Here is a 6,510-nt window from a genome sequence, read left to right as displayed (position 1 = left end):
CTAAAAACCAACTCAAAATGTCCTATAGGCCAAATTCTACGTTCAACTCTACATTCAAGCCTATGTTCAATTCTACGTTAAATTCTATGTTTAATTTACATTAACGTGTGTGCTTGATAGCTTAATGCTCTTTCACATCCACGATGACAAATTCGGATTTGGTACCGGTTTTAAACTGGATGGCCCAGTCGGAAATACCGGACGTTACGACAAAGTTGGTATTGTCACGTTGTTCTAAGCCGTAAATGCGGTCGTTTTGCCCGATGCTAAACCAATTGATTAATTGTTTGAGTGGAATCATCTGACCACCGTGGGTGTGACCGGACAATACGAGGTCGGCACCGGCTTTGGCTTCAGCTGCATAATCACGCGGTTGATGGTCAAGCACGATGATATATTTGCTGTGATCGAGAGGGTTAATTAAATCGGCAATAGCTGCACGGGAACGACCAAAGTCGAATTCTTCGGACGCATCCTGACGGCCTACGATATAGAAACGGTCATCCAACAAGATGCTTTCATCTTGAAGTACGATGACACCGTTTTTTTCAAGCTCGGCTACTAAATCGTCGCCCGTGAAATCACGTGAATCAGGTCTGTAAAGGGCTTTGTCGTGGTTACCGAATACATAATATACGCCATACTGCGTGTTAACATCTTGGAGCGCTTGCGTGGCTTTAATCATTTCCGCCTTAGTGGTGCGCTCGTCCACAAAGTCACCGGCAATGACGAGCAAATCGGTTTTGCTTTTTCAATCGTTTTTAAATGTTTGGCAAAACCATCGGCGTCGAAGGTGGAGCCTAAGTGGGAGTCGCCGATGAGGGCGATACGTAGGTTACCCACTTTTTTATCGGTCGTCACGGTGTAATCGGTTTGGGCTACATGGTGGGCCTGATACCAGCCGAGTCCGAGATATAAAACAGTAATTAGAATACCTGCGGCCGCACTCAGCGAACGGGAGACGGTGGCGATATCAAATTTCATGGCCAGGATGCGCAAAATTTCGGCAAGGCCTCAGAAGAATGTCAGGTGAAGCAGCACAATTATGGCATTAGTAACGGTATAAGACATCCAGATTAAGGCTGTAGGCGCAATAATAATGAGGGCACTCAGAAGCCATGTCTAATCTTACTGCCGTTTGTCAAAACCTCTATAAACGGCAAGCGGCCTATGCTATATATAAGAAATAATAAACTGGCACCGCCCAAGGCAAAGAGGCTGCCAAAAAGTATTAACCACATCATATAAATTCCTCTCTTTTTTCAACAAGCTTTAAGTATAAAATAGTCAGCTTTGATACGCTCATGAATTTGTTTACTCGATATTTTCAGCCATGGCCTGACTGCATTTATGAATATACGTTTTGGTAAGCTTCAGCAATGTCTCGCGTTCGTCTTCGCTTAATTGGCTCATGGCCGTTATTTCGCAGCTATGAATCTTATCCATGATTTCGCGGGCCTTAGTCATGCCTTCAGCGGTTAAGTTGACGGTTTTATTGCGACGATCTGACGGTAATTCCTCAAGTGTTACCCAACCGTCTTTTAAAAAGGCAGTCACAACGGCATTTACCGTTTGCTTTGGTAAAAGGCAGGTGTCAGCAATTTCTTTTTGCGTGAAATTCGGGCTTTCATAAATTGTCGTCAAAACATCGAGCGCCGTATTCGATAAGCCCATGGATTTGGCATAGGCCTCATAAGCCACATACCATTCGTTTAACAGATTGCAGTACATTGCAATTTGATCGTTTATAGTTGGTTTCATTAAACACTCCAAAGATTAAAAGCATATTTATATAAAATCTTAATTTAGTCCAATATATTAATAGTCCATCAAGGGACTATTATATAATACATCGAATTTATTAGAAGTGTCAATGTTTTTTGTATGAAAAAAAGCCCACCGAAGTGGGCTTACCGGTTCTACCGGATATAGTATTTAGTTATGTATAATTGCGAATTCTCCTTTTTTCGTTCGTTTATTCAAAATTTCAATGATTAATAAAATGTACTATTGAACATAAATACGTTATAATTATTATAGCATAATATCGATATAAATTGATGTATGAAATGATTATATATATCAAAAATCGGTAAAATGATACATGAAGTTGATATAAGATAGTTTCACTTTGAAGCTATGTGGGAGGTTTTATGAAGGCAATTATAGTGGGCGCGACCGGGGCTACGGGGCGCGATTTATTGGAGTTGGTATTGGCCAATCCGATGTTTGATTCCGTTGAGATTTTTGTACGGCGTAATCCGGAAATTATCCACGAAAAGTTGATTACGCATATTATAGATTTTGATAATCCGGAATTATGGGCAAAGTCCGTAACCGGCGATGTGTTATTTGCTTGTCTCGGCACGACTCGTAAGGATGCGGGCAGTCAGGAACAGCAGTGGTTGGTGGACTTTTATTATCAGATGGAGTTTGCCAAAGCTGCTAAAAAGAATGAAGTGCCACATTATGTGTTGCTATCTACGGTAATGGCGTCACCGAATTCGCACTTTTTCTATACTCGTATGAAAGGCGAGTTGGAAGAGGCTGTAAAAGGACTTCATTTTGCAAAAACAACGATTCTCAGACCACCGGCTTTGGAGCGTAAACACACGGATCGATGGACCGAAACCGTCAGTGTGGGCTTACTGAACTTTTTTAACGATAAAGGTCTTTTTGAAGATAAAAAGCCGATGCCTACGGATGTGCTGGCCAAAGCTATGATTATGTCGACGATGATTCAAGACCGGGCCCTTGAAATTTGGGAACCGCCGATTATTTGGAATTCCGGTCTTGCTTACGATACTGTGGAATAAAGGCGCAAGGTGAGACTGCATACGTTTTAATAGGGAGACGTGTGTTGTAAAATAGTTAAAGTCCTTTTCAAGTTGATATTTGTAGATATAAGGCGTACAATAGAGGTAAACGTAGTAGCTTGAATGACGTTTGTTTTAGTATTACATTTTTTTCAGGTGGAAAAGAGGTAATGTTTATGAACGAACAGTTAGCTTTCTTTAAAAAGCCGGACCCGATTACGGATATTAAGGATGTCAAGCAGTATGATATCGTCGTAGTGGGCGCCGGCTCGCCGGGCGTGCCTTGTGCGTTGAAGGCGGCTGAATTGGGCGCTAAAGTTGCAATTGTACAGAAGTTAAAATCCGCTATGGCGGGCGGTAACTTCGGAGCCGGGGTCTTATTGGATAAGAGCGATCCCTATGATGTAGCTCGTTTGGTGACGCTCTTAGAGGCGTCAGCCGATCACCGGGCGAAACGGGGCCTCATTGAAATGTGGGCTAACCATTCCGGGGAAGCGGTAAGTTGGGTCATTGAACAGGCAAAACTCGCCGGTGCTCAAGTAAAAGACATGGGCACACCGGTACATATGGCACTTTTGAAAAAACATGGCTTCAAGATTGAGTTTACTACTTGTGTATTTGGTCCGAAACCGTATAACACGGGGCAGGGCATGAAGGCTCTTTGTAAACTGGCTGAAGAACGGGGCATCGATATTTACTATGGTACGCCGGGTGAACAGCTTGTTCAGGACGAAACGGGTCGTGTTATCGGCGTTATTGCAAAATCGCCGGACGGTTATATTCAATTGAACGGTTCGAAGGGCGTTGTCCTCGCCACCGGTGACTACGCAAATAATGCTGAAATGATGCATTATTACATGCCGGATATGGATAATTTGAAACGCAAACGCTTCGGTTATGATGGTGACGGTCACAAGATGATTGCCTGGGTAGGCGGTCGCATGGAAAATGTGGGACACACGAAGATGGCCCATGATATGGATGCGGGGCCGGCGTCGATGATGGATTCACCGTATATGCGCGTTAAAATGAACGGTAAGCGCTTCTGCGACGAAGCATTGGGCATGGACCTTATGAACTGCTACTTGACGAGCAAGGAAGACGAAGGTCATTATTGCCAAATTTTTGACAGTGATTATATTGAACAGGCCAAACGACTGGGGCTTGGCTACGAAGATTTCGAATCTATTAAAAAATGGATGCCGGAAGAAGATGTAGAACACACCGGCGTTGTACCGGGTCTCATTGCTACTTTTAAGGCAGATACCTTAGAAGAATTAGCCGCTAAACTAAAGATTAAGGACGTGCCGACATTCTTGGCATCCGTTAAACGATATAATGAAATGGCGGCGGACGGACGAGATGTGGAATTCGGTGTGGCCAAAGAAAATCTCTGTCCGGTGCTCAAACCACCGTTCTATGGCATTCATCGCCACATTCGATTCACCGTTTCGTGCTCCGGTATGGTAGTTAACGAACGGTTGCAAGTCGTTGACGATGACGATAAACCGATTGAAGGTCTTTACGCGGCAGGCAATTTAGCCGGTCATTTCTATGGCAGTACGGATTATCCGTTGGATGTATTCGGTCTTAACTTGGGTCACAACTACACCCAAGGTTATGTGATTGCTAAAGAGATCATGGGTGAGTTGTAAGTTGCTGAAGAATATAAGCCAAGTGGCTGTTGTTTGATTCCTAAGGAGGAATGACGTATGAAAGACAAATATGTTTGCACAGTTTGTGGTTATGTGTATGATGAAGCAGCTGAAGGCGTAGCATTTGCCGATTTGCCTGATGATTGGGAATGCCCTACTTGCGGTGTGCCAAAATCTCAGTTTGAAAAAATGTAAGAGGTTTTAAGTAGTAAATGTCTCCATACGAGGCGGCTCTAATAGCTACTTTGTATGGTGAGGATTGAAGTTACCCTTATGGTTAGAGCGAATTGAAGTACGGTGAAAAATAATGTTTGCCGGTAAAATATAGATTGAGAATTGGTTAATAATATATTGAATTTGACTTGACTATTTGGTTAAGTGTAAAATGGTTTAATTAGATAAGTACTATTATTCAACTGTAATGTTTATTGTTTGATGTGTTTTTTTACTCTGATAATAGCAAAGGTGATTTTTATGGTTGATAGATTGACGCCTGAGCAACGGCATAAAAATATGCAACGAATTCGTAATAAAGACTCGGATATTGAATTGCTTTTACGCAAAGAATTATGGCGTAGAGGTTTGCATTACAGAAAAAATGTAAAACATATAGTCGGATGCCCTGATATAGCCTTTAAGGGGCTTAAAATAGCTGTTTTTTGCGATTCTGAATTTTGGCACGGCTATGATTGGTTGAATCGTAAAGATGATTTTAAAACTAACAGAGAATTTTGGATTGCTAAAATCGAACGAAATATGATTCGTGACCAAGAAGTAAATGAACTATTGATTTCGAATGGATGGTATGTTTTACGATTTTGGGGAAAACAGATTAAACAGGATGTATCTTATTGTGCCGATATGATAGAACAGGCGGTGGAGGAAAGAAGAAGATGTTATATAAAACAATAGATTTGTGTGCGGGCATAGGGGGAATTCGAAGAGGGTTTGAAATGACCGGCAAGTTTATTAATGTTTTATCTTCAGAAATTGATAAATATGCTTGTAAGACATATGAACATCTATATGGGGAAAATCCATATAATGATATTACAACTGAAGACTTTAAGAGAAAAGTTGAATCAGTGAATTATGATGTTTTACTTGCGGGATTTCCATGTCAAAGCTTTAGTCGGCAAGGGCGTGAGTTGGGCTTTCAAGATGAGAAGCGAGGTATTATTTTTTATCATATTGCTGACATAATTAAACGAACATTACCAAAAGCCGTTTTTTTGGAAAATGTGGATAACTTGGTAAGACATGATAAAGGGAAAACGTTTGAGACTATACTATCTATTCTGGAAGAAGAATTAAACTACAGTGTTATTGGAGCAGATAGAGATGATAATAACAGGTTGATTTATAAGGATAAGAATTTTGTTAGAAATTCAAAATATTTTGGTGTGCCTCAGAATAGGCCGAGAACTTATATTATGGCCTTCAATAGAGAGTATTACCAAGAGTCAATAAAAAATTTACCACATGTACTTCCTGTAGAAAAAAAAGATAGATCTGATAATGATTTAAGTAATATTCTTGAATTAGGGGCAGATGCTAAATATTATTTATCTTCGGGATATCTTAATACGCTTGTAAGACATAAAGAACGAAATAAAAATAAAGGAAATGGTTTTGGATATAAAGTTGTAAATAGTAGTGATATATCATCTCCTATAGCCAATACTTTGTTAGCAGTAGGAGGTTCTGGGAAAGAACGTAATTTAATATATGATCCTCAAGACAATATCCCGGGAATGATATATCCGAGAAAGAAAACACCTCTTAACGATAATTGTATTAGGTTTATGACACCACGTGAGTGGGGAAAATTACAGGGATTTATTGAGTATGGCTTTATGGAAGGGGATAAAGATACATTTTCTTTTCCAACCGAAATAAGTGATTTTCAACAATATAAGCAATTTGGTAATTCTGTAACTGTTCAGGTTATTGAAAGTATGGCGGAATTTATGCTTTTATGTTTTGATGAAATGCAAAGGAAAAAATAAGAGTTATAGGACAAAAAGTGTGTGTAGAAA

At 40.4% G+C, this 6,510-nt stretch carries 8 protein-coding genes; 5 read left to right on the top strand and 3 right to left on the bottom strand.

The window, feature by feature from the left end; genetic code table 11:
• Positions 1-121: 121 nt before the first annotated feature.
• The 3 genes from QZL64_RS01530 to QZL64_RS01520 form a co-directional block, all read right to left on the bottom strand.
• On the bottom strand, positions 122-685 hold the full coding sequence (locus tag QZL64_RS01530) for a metallophosphoesterase (protein ID WP_021840292.1): 564 nt from the start codon (positions 683-685) through the stop codon (positions 122-124).
• Complete coding sequence (locus QZL64_RS01525; RefSeq protein WP_021840291.1) at positions 682-984, bottom strand: hypothetical protein; 303 nt, start codon at positions 982-984, stop codon at positions 682-684. Before QZL64_RS01525 ends, QZL64_RS01530 begins: the two co-directional genes overlap by 4 nt.
• A 330-nt stretch (positions 985-1,314) precedes the next feature.
• Positions 1,315-1,761: a MarR family winged helix-turn-helix transcriptional regulator gene (locus QZL64_RS01520; protein WP_021840289.1), complete on the bottom strand. Its 447-nt coding sequence runs from the start codon at positions 1,759-1,761 to the stop codon at positions 1,315-1,317.
• A 392-nt stretch (positions 1,762-2,153) separates the two neighbouring features.
• Here QZL64_RS01520 and QZL64_RS01515 point away from each other — a divergent pair, with 392 nt between their 5' ends.
• The 5 genes from QZL64_RS01515 (at position 2,154) to dcm (ending at position 6,480) form a co-directional block, all read left to right on the top strand.
• On the top strand, positions 2,154-2,816 hold the full coding sequence (locus QZL64_RS01515) for an NAD(P)H-binding protein (RefSeq protein WP_021840288.1): 663 nt from the start codon (positions 2,154-2,156) through the stop codon (positions 2,814-2,816).
• Between the two features lie 176 nt (positions 2,817-2,992).
• A complete protein-coding gene (locus QZL64_RS01510; protein ID WP_021840287.1) occupies positions 2,993-4,471 on the top strand; it encodes an FAD-dependent oxidoreductase in 1,479 nt (492 codons plus the stop codon).
• A 57-nt stretch (positions 4,472-4,528) separates the two neighbouring features.
• Entirely contained in the window at positions 4,529-4,666 is a 138-nt protein-coding gene (locus QZL64_RS01505) for a rubredoxin (RefSeq protein WP_021840286.1), read from the top strand.
• 279 nt (positions 4,667-4,945) lie between these two features.
• Positions 4,946-5,383, top strand: a complete 438-nt coding sequence (locus QZL64_RS01500; protein WP_021840285.1) for a very short patch repair endonuclease — start codon at positions 4,946-4,948, stop codon at positions 5,381-5,383.
• The gene (gene dcm, locus QZL64_RS01495; protein WP_021840284.1) at positions 5,365-6,480 is read left to right on the top strand and encodes a DNA (cytosine-5-)-methyltransferase; all 1,116 of its coding nucleotides are present in this window, start codon (positions 5,365-5,367) and stop codon (positions 6,478-6,480) included. The genes QZL64_RS01500 and dcm overlap by 19 nt, the downstream gene beginning before the upstream one ends.
• The last annotated feature ends 30 nt before the right edge of the window (positions 6,481-6,510 follow it).

The sequence above is a fragment of the Veillonella sp. CAG:933 genome (assembly GCF_000431435.1).
Classification (GTDB): domain Bacteria; phylum Bacillota; class Negativicutes; order Veillonellales; family Veillonellaceae; genus Veillonella_A.
The sequence above is the reverse complement of the archived record's forward strand: the minus strand, read 5'-3'. Positions and strand labels throughout refer to the sequence as shown.